The following is a 15,197-nucleotide window of genomic DNA, read 5'->3' on the forward strand; positions in this document are numbered from 1 at the left end:
CGGCCTCACACCACCCGTGCCCCAGGAGCCCCGTCGATGCCCAGCCCCCATGACTCCTACGTCCGCGTCCGGGGCGCCCGCGAGCACAATCTGCGGGGCGTGGACGTCGACATCCCGCGCGACGTCCTCGCGGTCTTCACCGGCGTCTCCGGCTCCGGCAAGTCCTCGCTGGCCTTCGGGACGATCTACGCGGAGGCGCAGCGGCGCTATTTCGAGTCGGTCGCGCCGTACGCGCGGCGGCTGATCCATCAGGTCGGGGCGCCGAAGGTCGGGGAGATCACGGGGCTGCCGCCGGCGATCTCGTTGCAGCAACGCCGGTCGGCTCCCGGATCGCGGTCCTCCGTCGGCACGGTCACCAATCTCTCCAACTCGCTGCGGATGCTGTTCTCGCGGGCCGGCGACTACCCGGCGGGTGCCGCCCGCCTCGACTCGGACGCCTTCTCGCCGAACACGGCGGTCGGGGCCTGCCCGGAGTGTCACGGTCTCGGTCAAGTGCACCGTACGACCGAGGAGTTGTTGGTCCCTGATTCCTCGCTGTCGATCCGTGAGGGAGCCATCGCCGCTTGGCCGGGCGCCTGGCAGGGCAAGAACCTGCGCGATGTGCTCGACACACTGGGGTACGACGTGGACCGGCCCTGGCGCGAGCTGCCCGCGAAGGAGCGCGAGTGGATCCTGTTCACGGACGAGCAGCCGGTCGTCACCGTGCACCCGGTGCGGGATGCCGGACGCATCCAACGCCCCTACCAGGGAACGTACATGAGCGCCCAGCGCTATGTGCTGAAGACGTTCTCCGACACCAAGAGCCCGACCCTGCGGGCAAAGGCCGAGCGGTTCCTGACCAGTTCGCCGTGTCCGGCGTGCGGCGGCAGGCGGCTGCGGCCCGAGGCGCTGGCCGTGACGTTCGCGGGCCGCACGATCGCGGAGCTGGCCGCGCTTCCGCTGGCCGAACTGGCCGGGACCCTGCACGGGAGTTCGGAGACCGCCAGGGTACTCACCGACGATCTGAAGTCCCGCATCGCGCCCGTGGCCGAGCTCGGTCTCGGCTATCTCAGCCTCGACCGCGCCACGCCGACCCTGTCGGCGGGTGAGCTGCAACGGCTGCGGCTGGCCACGCAGTTGCGCTCCGGGCTGTTCGGTGTCGTCTACGTCCTCGACGAACCGTCCGCCGGACTGCACCCGGCCGACACGGAGGCCCTGCTCACGGTCCTCGACCGGCTGAAGGCGGCGGGCAACTCGGTGTTCGTGGTCGAGCACCATCTCGACGTCATGCGTGGCGCCGACTGGCTCGTCGACGTCGGCCCGCGCGCGGGCGAGCACGGCGGACGCGTCCTGCACAGCGGCCCGGTGGCCGCGCTCGCGGCGGTCGAGGGGTCCGCGACGGCCCGCTTCCTCTTCGACCGCTCCCCCGCACCTGTACGTGAAGTCCGGGCCCCGCGCGGCGAGTTGAAGGTCGGCCCGGTGACCCGGCACAACCTGCGCGGAGTTACCGCCGAGTTCCCGCTCGGCGTGCTCACGGCCGTCACGGGTGTCTCCGGCTCCGGCAAGTCCACCCTCATCGGCGAGGTGACGGAGGAGCTGCCGGGTGTCGGGCGGCTCGTCTGCGTGGACCAGAAGCCCATCGGCCGTACCCCGCGCTCGAACCTGGCGACGTACACCGGCCTCTTCGACGTCGTGCGCAAGGTGTTCGCCGCGACGAAGGAGGCGCAGCGGCGCGGCTACGGCGTGGGGCGCTTCTCCTTCAACGTCGCCGGCGGGCGCTGCGAGACCTGTCAGGGCGAGGGGTTCGTCAGCGTGGAGCTGCTCTTCCTGCCCAGCACGTACGCGCCGTGCCCGGACTGCGGCGGTGCGCGCTACAACCCCGAGACCCTCGAAGTGACCTACCACGGACGCAACATCGCCCAGGTGCTCGACCTGACGGTGGAGGCCGCGGCGGAGTTCTTCGCCGACCCCGACACCGCGGTCGTCACCCGGAGCCTGACCACGCTGATCGACGTCGGCCTCGGCTATCTGCGTCTCGGCCAGCCCGCGACGGAGCTGTCCGGCGGCGAGGCCCAACGCATCAAGCTGGCCTCGGAGTTGCAGCGCGTGCGCCGCGGCCACACTCTCTACGTCCTCGACGAACCGACGACCGGTCTGCACCCGGCCGACGTCGAAGTACTGATGCGCCAGCTCCATGGCCTCGTCGACGCGGGCCAGACCGTCGTCGTGGTCGAGCACGACATGGCGGTGGTCGCGGGCGCCGACTGGGTCATCGACCTGGGCCCGGGCGGCGGCGACGCGGGCGGACGGATCGTGGCCACGGGACCGCCGGGCGAGGTGGCCCGGACGACCGGGAGCGCGACGGCTCCCTACCTTGCCCGCACGCTCCCACCCGGCCAATAGCCGAGACGACCGGTGGTGGGGCCGTCGCCTGGCGGATGACAGCGACAGGGCACCTTAAATGAGTAGTACTCATTTCGACGTCAATTTCGGCGGCCAAGTCGAGCGGGCCGCAGCGAGCATGCCGATCCCGTCAACCAACCATGCTTTCACCTGGGGAATCTCCTTACCGCCGAGGGTGCGTACGGCGCCGAGCCCGATGCGTCCGCATGTCATCGGTGTTGCGCCAGTGAAAAATAAGTATGCCTATCACCTTGACTCAACTGCCTTCCTGCATCGATAAATGCAACTCATAAGTAGCGGGGGTTCGAGGAGGGACACCACAGATGAGACCCCTACGCATCGGCGCGGGGACGGTCCAGGCGCTCGCAGCGGCAACCGTCGTCTTCGCTGCCGTGCTGCCCGCTCAACCCGCCTACGCGGCCACGACGAACTTCTACGTCGACCCTGTCAACGGCAGTGACAGCAACTCGGGAACCAGCACCGCCGCGGCGTTCAAGACCGTCCAGGCCGCCAAGTCCGCGGTCCGAGCCGCCAACTCGAACATGTCCGACGACATTGTCGTGAACCTGCGAGGAGGTACCTACCCCCTCACCACCCCGATCACCTTCGGCACCAGCGACTCGGGCACGAACGGCCACACGGTCGTCTACCAGGCGTACAACGGTGAGACGCCGGTGATCACCGGCGGCAAGGCGGTCACCGGCTGGACCTCGACCGCGGGTGGCGAGTACAAGGCGTCCGTGGGCACCTTGAACTTCCGGCAGCTGTACGTCAACGGGGTCCGCGCCACCCGGGCCCGCTTCCCGGACGTCGGCTCGGACTTCCAGCTGCAGGGCAGTGACAAGCCCAACAAGCTGCTGAAGGTGCTCAGTTCACAGGTCTCCGACTGGGACCACCTCAGCCAGGTCGAGATGGCGCTGGAAACGCAGTGGGGCGAGAGCTTCCTGCGGCTGAAGTCGATCAGCTCCAGCAACGGCACCGCCAACGTGTCGATCCAGGACCACGAGGCGGGCATCCTGTTCCAGCGCCCGTGGCCCCAGCTCTCGGACGGCTCTCCCCTGCACTACGAGAACGCCCACGAGTTCCTCAACGAACCCGGCGAGTTCTACGTCGACACGGCCGCGCAGACCGTCTACTACAAGCCCCGCCCCGGCGAGGACATGTCCACGGCCACCGTGCAGGCGCCGACACTGAAGACGCTTTTCGACGTCAAGGGCACGAACCTCGACAGCCCCGCCCACGACCTGCGCTTTTCCGGGATCACCTTCACCCGGACCACCTGGATGGAGGCGACCGACAACGGCTACCTCAACGCCCAGGGCGGCAACTACAACATCTCGGCCGACAACTCCAACAACCAGTACGTCGGCCGTCCGCCGGCCGGGGTCCAGGCCGCGAACGCCGACCGCGTCTCCTTCACCAACAACACGTTCACGCAGATGGGCTCCACCGCCCTCGACCTGTCCCACGGCGTGCACGACAGCACCGTGACCGGAAACCTCATCTCCGACATCGCCGGCAACGGAATCATGGTCGGCAAGTTCTCCGACCCGACCGTGGAGTACCACAGCGTCTACAACCCGCCCACCACACCGGCCGGTGAGGACGCCCGGGAGGTGGTCAAGAACGTCACCGTCAAGAACAACCTGATCACCCGGATCGGTGAGGACTACCTGGGAACCGCGGGCATCAACGCGGGCTTCGTCAACAGCACCACCATCGAGCACAACGACATCTCCGACACTCCGTGGGCCGGCATCTCGCTCGGCTGGGGCTGGCAGTCGGCGGCCAACGCCGAAGGGAACAACAGCATCAGCTACAACCGGATCGGCAACGTGATGAACCGGCTGTGCGACTCCGCCGGTATCTACCACCTCTCGAACGACCCGGGCACCGTCTTCAACGGCAACTACATCCACGACGTGATACGCGTGCCGTCCGCCTGCGGCTCGCCCGTGCACGGCCTCTACCTGGACGAAGGGTCGAACAACATGACCCTTTCGAACAACGTGCTGTCGCACACCGACGGATTCATCAACCAGAACCGCAACGGCTCCAACGTCACGCTCACCAACAACACGACGTCCGGCGACTCGGTGATCAAGGCCTCCGGTCTTGAGTCCGCCTACCAGGGGCCGGCGGCGAAGCTCAACCTCGCCTACAACAAGTCGGCGTCCTCCTCCACGGTCTACGGCTCCGGCACGCCGGCCGCCAACGCCGTCGACAACAACGGCTCGACCGGCTGGTCTCCCACCGGGAGTGACTCCTCGGCGTGGTGGCAGGTCGACCTGGGGCAGGCCTACCAGCTCGGGCAGTTCTCACTGACGACCCGTCAGGACCTGGACCAGTCCGAGACCCGGGGCAACTTCGAGGTCCGGGCCTCCAACGACCCGTCCTTCGGCACCTACACCGTCCTGGGACGTCAGACGGACACCCTGCCGCTCGCCTCGACGCTCACGAGCAACATCGACGTCCGGCAGAAGTTCCGCTACGTGCGGGTCGCCAAGACCGACGGCGCGTACTTCTTCATCGCGGACTTCAGTGTCCAGCAGGCCGGCGGTGCGCTGGAGGACGCGACCGGCACGCCGACCGTCAACCCGTCGACGTACTACACGATCAAGAACGTCAACAGCGGGCAGATGATGGACGTCAACGGGGCGTCCACCGCCGACGGCGCGAGCGTCCTGCAGTGGCCGAGCACCGGTGGAGCCAACCAGCAGTGGAACATCGTTCAGGTGAGTGGACAGCTCTACAAGATCGTGAGCAGGAACAGCGGCAAGGCCCTCGATATCAACGGTGGCAGCCACTGGAAGGGGACCACGCTGCAGCAGTACGCCTACGGCGGCGGGAACAACCAGCTGTGGTACTTCGAGCAGACCAGCGGTGGGTACCTCATCCGCAACTTCGAGAACAGGCAGACCCTGGAGGTGAGCAACGCATCGACGGCGAACGGGGCCGCCATCGATCAGTGGATGCCCCTGAACCAGTCCAACCAGGTTTGGACGATCCAGTGACAGGGTGATCCCGGAATGTGGAAGCCGCCCCTTCGCGAAGGGGCGGCTTCGGCATTCACTTCTCCTCGGCCGGGGTCGGTACATCGGCGGGCAGCAGTCCCCGTTCCTTGAGCTCTGCCCAGAGCGCGCCGGGAATGGGGTGGTCGACCATCGCGGCGGCGTCCCGCACCTCGCCGCCGCTGCGGGTGCCGACCAGGACCGACGCGACGGCCGGGTGCCCGAAGGGGAACCGGAGCGCGGCGGCACGCAACGGGACGCCGTGCCGCTCGCACGCCTCTTTCAACTGCGTGGCCCGGGCGAGAAGTTCGGTGGGGGCTGCGGCGTAGTCGAAGGTGGCGCCGGGCTTCGGGTCGGCGAGCAGGCCGGAGTTGAAGACCCCGCCGGCGACCACGCCGACGCCGCGTTCGGCGGCGAGCGGCAGGAGCTCGGCCAGGCCTCGCTGGTCGAGCAGGCTGTAGCGGCCGGCCAGCAGCACGGCGTCGATGTCCGTCTCACGGACGAACCGGGCAGGCAGCTCGGCCTGGTTCATGCCGACACCGATCGCGCCGAGCACACCCTCGGCGCGCAGGCGTTCCAGCTCGGGGTAGGCCTCGGTGAGGGCCCATTCGGCGTGGTCGTCCGGGTCGTGCAGGTAGGCGATGTCGATCCGGTCCACGCCCAGGCGCTCAAGGCTGCCCTCCAGTGAGCGGCGTACGCCCTCGGCGCTGAAGTCCCATCGGCGACGGTGCGTTGCGGGGACGGCGAAGCCGCCGTGGGCCAGGTCATCACCGTTCCCGTCGTCGGAGCCAGTGGGCTCCAGGAGACGGCCGACCTTGGTCGAGATCGTGTACTCCTCGCGGGGCATGCCGCGCAATACGGCGCCGAGCCGGCGTTCGGACAGGCCGAGGCCGTAATGCGGAGCGGTGTCGAAGTACCGGACACCGCACTCCCACGCGGCGACGACGGCTTCCTCGGCCTCGGTGTCGGTGACCGGGGTGAACAGATTGCCGATCGCTGCCGCGCCGAAGGCAAGTTCACTGACCCGCACCGGCCCGGGCCCGAGCATGTTCTGGCGCATCGTCATGGCCTTACCTCGGGTCGCACGCGCAGGCCCGCCATGCCGCCGTCGACCGCGAGGGCGGTGCCGGTGTCCTCGATGCTTCCGGTAGCACCGATGCCGATCCCGGGGGCGCCTCCGGCGACCAACGCCGTGAGTCCTTCGAGGTCTGTCGTCGTCATGCCTGCGACTCCTTATGGAAGATCATGTTCTTGGTAGCGGATGCCTGCTTCAGGCCGGTGTTGCTGAGCAGGCCGTGGATCAGGCCGGTCTCGAAGCCGTCGCCGGAGCCGATGCGGTCCAGGACGTGCAGTCCGGGCGTCCGGGGGCCGGCGACGAAGCCCGTTTCGGCGGACCAGGCGGCTGAGGACCAGTCGTTGACTCCGGCCGAGGGGACCTCGCGCAAGGCCGTTGCCGGCACCCGTGCGCCGGGCAGCGGGCCCGCCACCTCGGCGAGCGCGTCCGCCGCCTCGTCGGCACTGAAGCGCGCCTGACCCGGGTAGGTTCCGGCCACGCCCAGGGCGCCCACGGTGACGTCGGCGTGCCGGGCGAGTCGCAGGTCCACCTCGCGGGAGGCGTCGGCGCCGGCCCACAGGCCCGTTCAGTACGTACGAGTGAGGCGGTAGAAGGTGGTCGCGGTGCCCGCGAGGATCGCCGAGGTCTCGTCGGCGGAGAATCCGTCGAGCAGTTCGTCCACCGTGGCGGCCCAGCGGTTCCAGCCGCCCGCGAGGTTAGCCACCGGCCAGTCGGAGCCGAACATCAGGCGGTCGGGACCGAAGGCGGAGAGCAGGACGTCCCACACCGGGCGGATGTCGTCGACGGTCCACCTCTCGTGGTTCGCCTCGGTGATCAGCCCCGACACCTTGCACACCACATGCGGGTGTGCGGCCAGGAGGCGCAACTGGCTTTCCCATTCGGTCAGTTCACCGTCGGCGATCGACGGCTTGCCGGCGTGGTCGAGTACCTGGGGCAGGTCCGGGAAGCGTTCGGCCAGCCGGATCGCCTGGTCGAGCTGGTGGTTGCGGACGAGTACGTCGTAGCAGAGCCCGTGGTCCCGGGCCGCCGCCAACCCGCGTTCGACATCGGGGCGTTGCAGCCATTCCGGATCCGTCTCGCCCTGTACGAGATGACGCAGGGACCGCAGGTAGGTGCCGCCCGGCCCGGCGAGCAACCTGTCGAGCACGTCGCCGATCTCCGGGGAGGTGAGATCCGCCCAGCCGACCACGGCTGCGATCAGCGGCTCCCGCTCCGCGAGCGCGAGCAGGTCCTGTGTCTCGGGAACGTCCGGCACGCACTGCACGGCGACCGTGCTGTGCAGACGGCGGCCCGCGACGGGCCGGGTGGCGGTCGTACGCAGGTCGTCGGGGGTGAAGGTGCGGCGGATCGTTGCCAGGGCGGGGTCGTCGAGCCAGTGCTGCGGACGCTGGTCGAGGTCCCACAGGTGGTGGTGGGCGTCGATGAGTGGGGCGGTGGTGCGGGTCACTGGTGGTCCAAGTCGGGTCGGTCCACGCCGGGTGGGGTCCATGTGGCATGGGGCGAGGTGTGTCAGGCGCTGGTGGTGTCACCTGGCGGGTTCAGGTGCCAGATCTCGGCGAGCTCCGTCCACTGGCGTGCGTCGCCCTGGTCGGGCCAGGGCTCCTGGCAGGGGTCGGTCAGTTTCCACCACTCCTGGGTCTCGGGGTCGGCTTCGAGGACGGCCATGTCGGTCTCGAAGTCGTCGCCGTGGTACTCGAAGTAGGCGAACAGCACATCGCCTTGGAGGTAGATGCTGAAGTTGCGGATGTTCGACCGGTGCAGGGCGGCTTCGACGCCGGGCCAGACGGCCGAGTGGAGCTCGAGGTACTCCTCGCGGTGCTCGGGTCGGAGCCTGATGGTCTGCGCGACGCGCTTCATGCCGTGCTCTCCTCCTTGCCCGGGGAGGGCCGACCGACCGGAGCGTCGAACGGTGTGCGGTAGCGGGGAGCGTTCGTGCGCAGGTCGAGCCGGAGGGTGAGCCGGATACGAGTGGACGCGGGCAGCCGGACCGTCAGAAAGGCACTGTCACAGGCCTCCTCCGCCTCGGCGACGACCGGCTCGGTGTGACCGTAGTCGTACATGTCCCCCATCCAGGTGTCGTCCTCGCAGGTGGTGTACCTGACGGTGGTGATGGTGTGCTCGGCGAAGGCGCCGGCCTGCACGATCACCGTGCGCGTGGACTCGGGGCAGAGGTTGACGAGCTCGACGGTGGTCGCTTCGGGGTCGATGGAGGTGACCAGCGCGGCCACGTCCGGCGGCAGACCGGCACGGCGGGCCTCGGCGTCGTGGTAGCGCAGCCGGGCCTGCTGCAGACCGCCGTTGTACAGCACCTGCGGGCCGCCCCACGTCAGCTGGACCAGGGCTTCGGTGACCACGGGGTTGGACTGCTGCCACACATGGATGTCGGCCTCGGGCACGTCCAGTTCGCGGTAGCGGTCGATGCGCCGCAGGCGGTGGCGGACCTGGGCCTGGGCGGTGGCCAGGATCCGCTCGGGGTAGCCGGGGTCGTCTCCGGCGAGGAAGGCGAACCAGGCCTTCTCGTGCCCGGACTCCTCCTTGGCCCTGAACGGCCGGACGGTGCGCCAGTCGATGCCGTCGGCTTCGCGCAGCCCCTCCAGCCGGGCGCGGTCGGCTTCGGAGGCGGTGTGATGCCACAGCGCCACCGGGACGGGCGGGGTGGCCGGGTTGTAGTCGAACCAGCCCGAGTCGTTGTGGCGGAAGGGGAGGTGCGGCGTGGGTGTGTGGATGTCCGGGCCGAGTTCGACCGCCCACTTGGAGGGGAGGCTGGAGTCCGCTTCGGTGTGGGGCATCACCTTGCCGTGGCCGATGAGGGTGTCCAGCGAAGTCGTGACCATGGAGAGGTAGCTGTCGTCGCCGGTCGCCGTGGCCGCCGCGAGCGCCGCCACACAGGCCGCGTGGCCCACGCTGTGCCAACCGTGCGGCCAGGACCAGCCGTAGTGGCCGCCGTACCAGCGGCCCTCCAGCAGGCTGCCGACGACGCCGTCCGGGCCGGCGTTGTCCGGGATGAGACCGCGGTTCGCCTCGGTGCGCTCCCGCCACGCGCCGACGTACTCGACGATCCAGTCGCGGTAGCGCTCCTCGCCGGACAGGATCCAGGCGTTGAGGACCAGGCCGGCCGCGGCGAGGTTGACCGCGGTGTCACCGACGCCCGTCCGGTCCCGCATCTGCGCGCCGAGACGCGGGTCCGCGGAGAGCGGGTAGGGGCCGCCTTCGGCCTCGGGGATCCAGTCGAGCGGGAAGCCGTACGTCTCTGCTTCCTTGAGCATCCAGGGATAGACGTCACCGTCGAACAGGCCCGTGCGCTCGGGGTCGCTGCCGTTGTGCGGGCGGGTGATGACGCGGTGCTCGGGGTCGTAGTTGCCCTTGGCCGGGTCGACGTACAACTCGGCGAAGCGCAGGGCGCGTTCCGACCAGCGGTCGGGCGCGGCCATGCTGAGGAAGTAGAGCAGGAGCAGGCTCTCGCCCTGGTGGAACCAGTCGTATCCGCGCTCGAACTCGTCGTGCAGCATGTCCAGTTCGGTGAGCTGCCGGGTCACGCCCTCCCAGTGCTTCTCACTGGCGGGCAGCAGGTCGTCGGCGCCGCCCAGGAGGTAGAGCTGGGGCCAGTTGAAGAACACCTCGTAGAAGTCGTCCACACCGTCGCGGGTGGTCAGCGGGCCGGAGTAGTTCAGTCGTCCGTCCGGTCCGGTGAAGTCGCGGGCGAAGCGCCGCCAGGCGTGGTCGAGGAGATCGAACAGAGACCGTTGCGCCACGGCCCAGCCGGGTGGTTCGAGCAGCGGCACCCTCGCCTCTATCTCGGGTGGCGGGACCGGCTGGTCGTGGGGGGCGTCCTTGGCCGAGGTGCGGTCGGCAGAGCTGTAGGGCACGGGGATCTCCGTTCGGGGTGGGCGGCGGGGCGGCGCAGGCCGGAGACGGCGGCCGGGACGGGCCGCTATTCCTTGGTGGCGCCGGCGAGCATTCCGCTGACCAGGAAGCGCTGGGCGAAGAGGAAGACGACCAGCACGGGCGTGATGGCGACGAGGGTGGCCAGAGCCAGCTGCGGCCGCTCGATCGCGAGGTCGCCGACGGCCGGGTTGAAGGACGGCACGTTGCTGAGCAGGCTTCCGACCCCCACCTGGATGGGCATCTGGCTGCTCTCGGGGAGCATCACGTACGGCAGGAAGTAGTTGGTCCAGTTGGCGACGAAGCTGAAGAAGCCCACGAGCGCGATGACCGGTGTCGCCAGCGGCAGCGCGATGTGCCAGAAGACGCGGAACTCCGAGCAGCCGTCCATCCGGGCCGCCGCCAGCAGGTCCTTCGGTACGGCGGTGGTGAAGTAGATGTACGTCAGGTACACGCCGAACGGGTAGAACGAGTACGGCAGGATGATCGACCACATCGTGCCGATCAGGTGCACCGCGTTGATCTCCAGGAACAGCGGCACCACCAGCGTGGCGTTCGGCATGAGCATCACGACCAGCGTCGCGATCAGCAGGGTGTGCCGGCCACGGAACTCGGTCATGGCCAGGGCGTATCCCGCGGGAATGGCGACAGCGAGCGTGATGACCAGCGAGATCACCGCGTAGAGGGCCGAGTTGCCGAGCCACTGCATGACGGCGTTGTCCTGGAACGCCGTGAGCGAGTGCCAGTTCGACTTCAGCGCGTGGAAGGAGCCGAAGGACAGCGGATTGTCGTGAACCAGCTGCTGGTCGGTCTTGGTCGCCGCGAGGACGAGCCACAGCACCGGCAGCACGAAGAAGGCGAGGAACGCGGCCAGTACGGATCCCGTCAGCAGCCGGGAGCCCAGGTGCCGTACGGGCCGGCGGTGCGGCGGCCGGTGGTGGTGAGATCGGCTCATGAGGGGCGCTTCCCGTTCCGGGCTCGCTGCGGCGGCGACTCGACCACCAGAGGTTTTAGTCGGCATCGAAGAACCCCGACCGTGCGACGAAGACGGCGGCGGCCGACACACTGACGACCAGGAGTTCCACCGAGACCGCGGCGGCACCGTTGATGTTGTTCATCTGGAAGGCGAAGTCGTACGTCAACTGGTTGAGCGAGTAGTCGCGTCCGGCCACGCCCACGCTGGCGAGGGACAGCAGCTGAGGCTCGACGAAGAGCTGCGCGCCGCCCGCGAACGCCAGGATCACCATGTACACGATCCACTTGCGGAGCATCGGGATCTGCACGTGCCAGGCGGTCTGCCAGGCGCCCGCGCCATCGATGCGCGCGGCTTCCATCACATCCGTGGGGATGTTGTTGAGTGCGCCGTACATGACGACGATCCAGCCGCCCGCACCGGTCCAGAACGCGATGATCGTGAACAGCACGGGCAGGTTGCCGGGTGCGATCACCTCGCCGAAGGTGTGGAATCCCAGCACGCCCAGGAGCGAACTCACCGGGCTCACCGTCGGGTCGAGCATGAACAGCCACACCAGCACGCTCGCGGCGCCGGCGAGCGCTCCCGGGATGTAGTAGAGGAAACGCAGCGCCTTGCCGGCGGAACCCGAGGCCAGGCGGTGCAGCAGCAGCGCCAGCGCCACCACGAACACGACCAGGGACAGGAGCCAGAAGGCGAGGTAGATGGCGACATGGCTCACGGCGTCCAGGAAGCGGAAGTCCTGCGCCGTGGTCACGAAGTTGGAGAAGCCGGTGACCCTGCCCCCGGCGTCGGTGAAGGCGAAGTAGATCGCGTAAGCGGTCGGAAGGACGCCGAAGGCGATCAGCAGGACCACGTAGGCGGCGACGAAGGCCGTGCCGGCCCGGCTCTGCCGGCCGGCGCCGCGAGGGCTCCGGCGGGCAGAGCCGGTCGAGGAGCGGGCGAGGGTCACTGGGAGACCTTGTATCCGTTGGACTTGGCGTACTTGACGATGGAGTCCTGCCAGGCCGGCAGCAACGAGACGACGCTCTTGCCCTGGGTCATGCCGGGCTTGACGGTGGCGGCCCAGATCGCCTCCTGGCTGAACTGGCCCGAGCCCCACCCGTTCCAGACCTGGGAGGAGGCTGCCTTGAGCGCGCCCAGGTCGCCGGCGAAGTAGCCCGAGGCGTCCTGTCCCTTCAGCCACGCCTCGGCCGCCGGCGCGTACGCGGGGAAGCCCGGCGCCTTCTCACCCTGGTAGGCGTTGTCGGTGGTGACCCACTTCAGGAAGTCGGCAGCGGCCTTGACGTGCTCGGAGTGCTGGGACAGCAGCCACGTGCCGCCGCCGACGTTGCCGGTGGAGGGCGAGGTCTCCCCCTGCCACTGGGGGATGGGTGCGGCCGCGATCTGCTTGGCCGGCGTCTTGAAGGTGCCCTCGAACAGCGCGCCGCCGTACCAGGCGGGGCCGGGCATGAGCAGCACCTTGTCGGCCTGGTTCTTGCCGAAGTCGGTGCTGAAGACCCCGCTGATGGACATGGACTTGTTCTTGATCAGCACGTCCATGAGCTTGGCCATCTTGGTGCAGGCCTCGCTGGAGGTGTTCACCGACACAGCCTTCGGGCCGGTGATGTGGTTGGCGCCGCACTTGCTCGCCCACAGGTAGATCTCAGGCGTGTAGGAGTCGCCGGCGTCACCCACGAGGTAGCCCGGGTGGTCCTTGGCCACCTTCTCGCCGAGCTTCTGGTACTCCTCCCACGTCGTCGGCACCGCGTAGCCGAACTTCTTCAGCAGCGGGGCGTTGTACCACAGCACCGCCTGGGAGAGGTCGTTGCGCAGACAGTAGAGGGTGCCGCCCACCGTGCAGACGTCGTTGGCGCCCTTCGCGAACTGCCCCAGGGACGCCGAGGGGATCAGGCCCTTGTTGAGCGGAGCGGCGAAGCCCGCGTCGACCGCCCAGGAGGCCTCGTTGTTCTGCGAGCTGAACACCACGTCCGGCCAGCCCTTGTGGGTGCGGTTGAACAGCTGGACCTTGGTCTGGAGGTAGTTGGAGCCGTTGGCGTCGCCGTCATAGCTGACTATGTTCAGCTTCACCTCGGGGTGCAGCTTCTGGTAGAGCTTCGCGGCGTCCATACGGGTCGCGTCCACCCAGACGGTCAACGCGCCGTCCTTCTGCGGCACTTGAGCGAAGCCGTCCTTGGTCGTCGTACCGGCCGTGCCGCCGCCGCCACAGGCCGTCACGGTCAGCAACACCGTGACCGCGCACCCGGCCAGCAACGCCGCACGCCTCTTGCTGATCGCTCTCTTCGGGCTGGACGAAGGCTTGTAGACGGTCATGTGCGACTCCACTGGTTTCACAGGGCGCCCCGAGCAGATGGACTGGTGGCGCGCGAGGATCGGGCGACGTGGCCGTACCGGCCGGGCGTCAGGGACCGCAGACGGCCGTCTCGCTTGCCGTCGCGGAAGAAATTAGGCGCCTCATCTGGGATCCAGTCAAGAGTTTGTGCGCCCTTTTCCCAGCAATATGCGGGTACTGATGCCAAGTATGAGCCCGAAATGTGCAGATAGATCACGATCTACACCTTGACCTACCCGCCTCATGCTGTAGATCTACGCCTCAGATGAGTACGACTAATCGATGCTTGGGATACGATGAGCGCGGCTCCACAGCGATCAGCCGCCCCAGTTGCGCCAGCCAGGAGGCAGGACAGATGAACGACACGCCCGCGGCCCAGGCGGCCTTGCCGACGCAGGCACCCACGGCTGCGACCGCAGCGGTGAACGGCGCGGGCGCGCGGAGTGAGTACCGGCCCGGCTACGAGGTCGTGGCGGAGCGGATCCTCGAGTTCATCGCCGAGGCCCGTCTGGTGGCAGGTGATCGGCTGCCCACGGAGAACGACCTGGCCCAGAGGCTGGACACCAGCAGGGCGGTGGTTCGGGAAGCCGTGAAGATCCTTTCGGCGCTCGGCCGGGTCCGGGCGCACAAGGGGCGTGGACTGTTCGTCGCGGACGACGAGGGCATGCTCATCACCAGCCGCTGGGGCGGCTTCTTCCGCCCGGTCGACATCGATCACGTGCTCATGCTGTTCGAGTTCCGCCGGGTCCAGGAAACGGCCGCGAGCAGCCTGGCCGCCACCCGGGCCACGCCCGCCGAGCTGCGGACCATCGAGGTGGCCATGCAGCAGTGCCGGCACGGGTTCACCCACGGGCAGGTCGAGGTGTTCAACCAGGCGGACGAGGACTTCCACATGGGCGTCGCCGTCGCCTCGCACAACACCTTCCTCGTCAGCGCCGTGCGTGACGCACGACGACTGCAGCGGCAGTCCAGCGCGATAGGGATCCACGACACGCTCGGTGAAGGCACCGAGTCCGCGGTCGTGGAGCACGAGCAGATCTACCGGGCCATCCGCGACGGCCGGCCCGACGAGGCGGCCGAGGCCACGGCGACACATCTCGACAGGACACTCGAGGACTACCGGCGGGAGATCCAGCGCCGCCTGTTCGGATAGCGCTCAGCGTCGGAGTTCCCGCAAGCGGGCTCCTGCGAGCCGCGCAGGATCAGCGGGACCGCCGGGTACGGCGCCTACCCCGGGAGTTCCGTGCGCTCCCACCACTCGTACACGGGCAACAGGCCCTCCGAGGTCTCCTGCTGACGCGTCGTGGCCCTGAAGTGCTCATATCCCCCACGGAACAGGAGCTTGATGTCGAGCCCGGGCTCCGGGGCGGAGACGATCCGCTCGGTGAGATCGTCAGGGCCGCCCTGGAGAACTGCTTTCGTCACATCGGTCATGGCCAGATCTTCTCCGAAAGCCGGACCCGCTCCTCGGGGACGCGCCGACCCGGCCGGCTCGCCGCTCACGGGTCAATTATTCAGGTAATCACCTGCGTAATGTCGACG

13 protein-coding genes are annotated in these 15,197 nt (G+C 68.5%); 3 read left to right on the top strand and 10 right to left on the bottom strand.

From position 1 onward, the window contains the following. Positions 1 to 36: 36 nt before the first annotated feature. Complete coding sequence (locus ACN6LB_RS22295) at positions 37 to 2,382, top strand: ATP-binding cassette domain-containing protein (RefSeq protein ID WP_445027456.1); 2,346 nt, start codon at positions 37 to 39, stop codon at positions 2,380 to 2,382. A 323-nt stretch (positions 2,383 to 2,705) separates the two neighbouring features. Beyond that, entirely contained in the window at positions 2,706 to 5,396 is a 2,691-nt protein-coding gene (locus ACN6LB_RS22300) for an RICIN domain-containing protein (RefSeq protein WP_445027457.1), read from the top strand. Positions 5,397 to 5,451: 55 nt separating this feature from the next. Here the strand turns inward: ACN6LB_RS22300 and ACN6LB_RS22305 are convergent, their stop codons facing one another. The 9 genes from ACN6LB_RS22305 to ACN6LB_RS22345 all read right to left on the bottom strand — a co-directional run bounded on the left by ACN6LB_RS22305 (position 5,452) and on the right by ACN6LB_RS22345 (position 13,636). Continuing rightward, positions 5,452 to 6,453: an aldo/keto reductase gene (locus tag ACN6LB_RS22305; RefSeq protein ID WP_445027481.1), complete on the bottom strand. Its 1,002-nt coding sequence runs from the start codon at positions 6,451 to 6,453 to the stop codon at positions 5,452 to 5,454. Between the two features lie 2 nt (positions 6,454 to 6,455). Further along, the gene (locus tag ACN6LB_RS22310) at positions 6,456 to 6,614 is read right to left on the bottom strand and encodes a hypothetical protein (protein WP_445027458.1); all 159 of its coding nucleotides are present in this window, start codon (positions 6,612 to 6,614) and stop codon (positions 6,456 to 6,458) included. Further along, positions 6,611 to 6,997 (bottom strand): hypothetical protein, encoded by a 387-nt coding sequence (locus tag ACN6LB_RS22315; RefSeq protein WP_445027459.1) that lies wholly within the window; start codon positions 6,995 to 6,997, stop codon positions 6,611 to 6,613. Before ACN6LB_RS22315 ends, ACN6LB_RS22310 begins: the two co-directional genes overlap by 4 nt. 36 nt (positions 6,998 to 7,033) lie before the next feature. Beyond that, complete coding sequence (locus ACN6LB_RS22320) at positions 7,034 to 7,915, bottom strand: amidohydrolase family protein (protein ID WP_445027460.1); 882 nt, start codon at positions 7,913 to 7,915, stop codon at positions 7,034 to 7,036. Between the two features lie 62 nt (positions 7,916 to 7,977). Beyond that, positions 7,978 to 8,325, bottom strand: a complete 348-nt coding sequence (locus tag ACN6LB_RS22325) for an L-rhamnose mutarotase (protein ID WP_445027461.1) — start codon at positions 8,323 to 8,325, stop codon at positions 7,978 to 7,980. Then, positions 8,322 to 10,334 (bottom strand): hypothetical protein, encoded by a 2,013-nt coding sequence (locus ACN6LB_RS22330; RefSeq protein ID WP_445027462.1) that lies wholly within the window; start codon positions 10,332 to 10,334, stop codon positions 8,322 to 8,324. The genes ACN6LB_RS22325 and ACN6LB_RS22330 overlap by 4 nt, the downstream gene beginning before the upstream one ends. Before the next feature lie 65 nt (positions 10,335 to 10,399). Next, the gene (locus ACN6LB_RS22335; protein ID WP_445027463.1) at positions 10,400 to 11,305 is read right to left on the bottom strand and encodes a carbohydrate ABC transporter permease; all 906 of its coding nucleotides are present in this window, start codon (positions 11,303 to 11,305) and stop codon (positions 10,400 to 10,402) included. A gap of 55 nt (positions 11,306 to 11,360) precedes the next feature. Further along, positions 11,361 to 12,275 carry a carbohydrate ABC transporter permease gene (locus ACN6LB_RS22340; RefSeq protein ID WP_445027464.1) on the bottom strand — a complete coding sequence of 305 codons (915 nt, stop codon included), beginning with the start codon at positions 12,273 to 12,275 and terminating at the stop codon, positions 11,361 to 11,363. Further along, a complete protein-coding gene (locus ACN6LB_RS22345; RefSeq protein ID WP_445027465.1) occupies positions 12,272 to 13,636 on the bottom strand; it encodes an ABC transporter substrate-binding protein in 1,365 nt (454 codons plus the stop codon). Before ACN6LB_RS22345 ends, ACN6LB_RS22340 begins: the two co-directional genes overlap by 4 nt. 374 nt (positions 13,637 to 14,010) lie before the next feature. Here ACN6LB_RS22345 and ACN6LB_RS22350 point away from each other — a divergent pair, with 374 nt between their 5' ends. Next, positions 14,011 to 14,808, top strand: a complete 798-nt coding sequence (locus ACN6LB_RS22350; RefSeq protein WP_445027466.1) for a FadR/GntR family transcriptional regulator — start codon at positions 14,011 to 14,013, stop codon at positions 14,806 to 14,808. A gap of 74 nt (positions 14,809 to 14,882) precedes the next feature. Here ACN6LB_RS22350 and ACN6LB_RS22355 read toward each other — a convergent pair whose 3' ends face one another. Continuing rightward, positions 14,883 to 15,089 carry a DUF5988 family protein gene (locus ACN6LB_RS22355; protein ID WP_445027467.1) on the bottom strand — a complete coding sequence of 69 codons (207 nt, stop codon included), beginning with the start codon at positions 15,087 to 15,089 and terminating at the stop codon, positions 14,883 to 14,885. Positions 15,090 to 15,197: the final 108 nt, after the last annotated feature.

This window comes from Streptomyces sp. SAS_270 (assembly GCF_052543295.1).

What these genes read in the sequence shown, in the direction of transcription:
- ACN6LB_RS22345 (WP_445027465.1), bottom strand. Translation starts at nt 13,636, where the DNA reads ATGACCGTCTACAAGCCTTCGTCCAGCCCGAAGAGAGCGATCAGCAAG.
- ACN6LB_RS22295 (WP_445027456.1), top strand. Translation starts at nt 37, where the DNA reads ATGCCCAGCCCCCATGACTCCTACGTCCGCGTCCGGGGCGCCCGCGAG.
- ACN6LB_RS22300 (WP_445027457.1), top strand. Translation starts at nt 2,706, where the DNA reads ATGAGACCCCTACGCATCGGCGCGGGGACGGTCCAGGCGCTCGCAGCG.
- ACN6LB_RS22325 (WP_445027461.1), bottom strand. Translation starts at nt 8,325, where the DNA reads ATGAAGCGCGTCGCGCAGACCATCAGGCTCCGACCCGAGCACCGCGAG.
- ACN6LB_RS22355 (WP_445027467.1), bottom strand. Translation starts at nt 15,089, where the DNA reads ATGACCGATGTGACGAAAGCAGTTCTCCAGGGCGGCCCTGACGATCTC.
- ACN6LB_RS22335 (WP_445027463.1), bottom strand. Translation starts at nt 11,305, where the DNA reads ATGAGCCGATCTCACCACCACCGGCCGCCGCACCGCCGGCCCGTACGG.
- ACN6LB_RS22310 (WP_445027458.1), bottom strand. Translation starts at nt 6,614, where the DNA reads ATGACGACGACAGACCTCGAAGGACTCACGGCGTTGGTCGCCGGAGGC.
- ACN6LB_RS22350 (WP_445027466.1), top strand. Translation starts at nt 14,011, where the DNA reads ATGAACGACACGCCCGCGGCCCAGGCGGCCTTGCCGACGCAGGCACCC.
- ACN6LB_RS22305 (WP_445027481.1), bottom strand. Translation starts at nt 6,453, where the DNA reads ATGCGCCAGAACATGCTCGGGCCCGGGCCGGTGCGGGTCAGTGAACTT.